The sequence below is a fragment of the Mycobacterium sp. 1245852.3 genome, assembly GCF_001669335.1.
GTDB classification, from domain to species: domain Bacteria; phylum Actinomycetota; class Actinomycetes; order Mycobacteriales; family Mycobacteriaceae; genus Mycobacterium; species Mycobacterium europaeum_A.
Genome location: NZ_LZLL01000391.1, coordinates 1 through 1,632, shown reverse-complemented (window position 1 = coordinate 1,632; position 1,632 = coordinate 1). Strand labels below are relative to the sequence as shown.

Annotated in this window: 3 protein-coding genes and 1 pseudogene; all 4 read right to left on the bottom strand. The window is 67.1% G+C overall.

The genetic code is table 11. The features are described from left to right. On the bottom strand, nt 1-721 hold a 721-nt coding region (locus A9W96_RS17715), incomplete at its 3' end, for an ESX secretion-associated protein EspG (protein ID WP_066880756.1). A gap of 20 nt (nt 722-741) precedes the next feature. After that, complete coding sequence (locus tag A9W96_RS17710; RefSeq protein WP_007768835.1) at nt 742-1,032, bottom strand: WXG100 family type VII secretion target; 291 nt, start codon at nt 1,030-1,032, stop codon at nt 742-744. Nucleotides 1,033-1,064: 32 nt separating this feature from the next. Continuing rightward, nucleotides 1,065-1,358, bottom strand: coding sequence for a WXG100 family type VII secretion target (locus A9W96_RS17705; protein WP_066860115.1), 294 nt, complete (start codon nt 1,356-1,358; stop codon nt 1,065-1,067). A 63-nt stretch (nt 1,359-1,421) separates the two neighbouring features. Beyond that, nucleotides 1,422-1,632: pseudogene (locus A9W96_RS17700) on the bottom strand (PPE family protein); the annotation flags it as partial.

Below are 1,632 nucleotides of genomic sequence, written 5' to 3'. Positions count from 1 at the left end.
CCCGTCCCTCGCTTGCGTCGACGATGCTCATCCCCACCTCGCTGGTGGAGTGCCGGCCGTCGCGGTGGCAGCCGGCGACGATCTCGACATAGCTGCGCGGCCCGTTGAACACCGATTCCACCACCGGCCGCGCCGATTGTGGAATGCCCAGGTAGTCAAGGACTTCCGCAAGCGGTGCACCCGAACGCAGCCGCTCGTCGGCTCTCGCCCCGACCCGCATCGGCATGCTGAACTCGTCGAACCGCGCCGGCGGCCGTTGGGCGAGACCGACGGTGAGCACCGGAACCAGAGCGCGTGGATCGTCGATGTTCATCGCGGTGAAGGTGATCAGCTGTGCGCTGCGCAACGCGACCACGGTGATCGACGGCTTGCCGGCCTCACCGCTGCGCTGCGCGACGATGCCGCGCAGCAAGTCGGCGCCGGCGCCGGGCTCACCGGTGTCCTTGGCGGGGCCGACGTAACGCAGGTCCAGCCACCGCTGCGGAAAACACACCACCTTGATCCACTCGGCGACAGCGGGGTTGACGAGTCCGGCCTCCGAAACCAGGCCCAGCTCGGTCAGCTCAGCCTTCTGACGGTCGAGGAACGCGTTGCGCTCCGCGGCATCACGATAGGGCGAGGTGATTGCCAGCACCCAGGGAAAGCTCCCCGCCCCAACCGTTTCCGCGATGAACCAAGCGTGATCGACCGTCAGCTCGACGGCGTTGGGCGCTTGCTGCATCAGGTTCGTTCAGGCACGAACTAGCCGCCCCATTTGGCGGCTTCGGCCTGGTCGCGGGCGAGCATGGACATGGTGTTCGCCTCGTGGGTGCTGGCCATCGACTGGTAGGCGCGCACCAGGCTTTCCATCGCCTGGTTCCACTGGGCCTGCCACACCTGGTAGGTCATACCGGTGTCACCCTGCCAGGCGTTGGACAGCGTGGCCTGTTCGCTGGCGATGTCGGAACCGAGCCCCTGCATGGTGCCGGCGTATCCGGACATGTCGGCGGCGTGGCTCAACATCGCCGGGTAGTTGTACATGATCTGCGACATGACAAGTCCTTTCGAGGTTGCTAGCGGTGAGCTCAGAACGCGGTGTAGCCGGAGGCGGCGGCGGCGTCGGCGGCCACGTAGGTCCCGGCGGCGTCCCCGAGGTTGGCCTGGGCGATGTCGAGCAGGGTGTTGACCCGCGCGGCGACCTCGACGAACCGCGCGTGCGCGGCCTGGAAGGCGGCAGAGGACTCACCCTGGTGGAACGCCTGCGCCGACATGGCTTCCTGCTCGGCCTGGCTGATCGTGCTGCGCAGCAATGCCGCCTTGGCGCTGAAGGCCGACTGTGCGGCTACCAACTGCGGAATGTGAGCGTCCAACATACTCATGTTGATTCCTTTCTGTTGCGTCCGTTGGGGATTCGGTAATTCACCTGCATCTGGCTGACTGCCTTACCCCCCTTTCCCCGGATCGGTTGGGCCCGTTGGGTTGCCGGCCTCGTGCTCCCACGTGCCGGGCACCATCGGCATGCGTGGGCCGCCGCCGAAGTCGTCGTCGGCCAGCTTGGTCAATCCGGCCGCCTGAAAAGCCTTCTGCCGCTGTGTCGTTCCGGCGAATCCGAGCGCCCCGGCACCCTGCGCGGATGCGACGGCCGCGGCCAGC

What these genes read in the sequence shown, in the direction of transcription:
- A9W96_RS17705 (WP_066860115.1), bottom strand. Translation starts at nt 1,358, where the DNA reads ATGAGTATGTTGGACGCTCACATTCCGCAGTTGGTAGCCGCACAGTCG.
- A9W96_RS17710 (WP_007768835.1), bottom strand. Translation starts at nt 1,032, where the DNA reads ATGTCGCAGATCATGTACAACTACCCGGCGATGTTGAGCCACGCCGCC.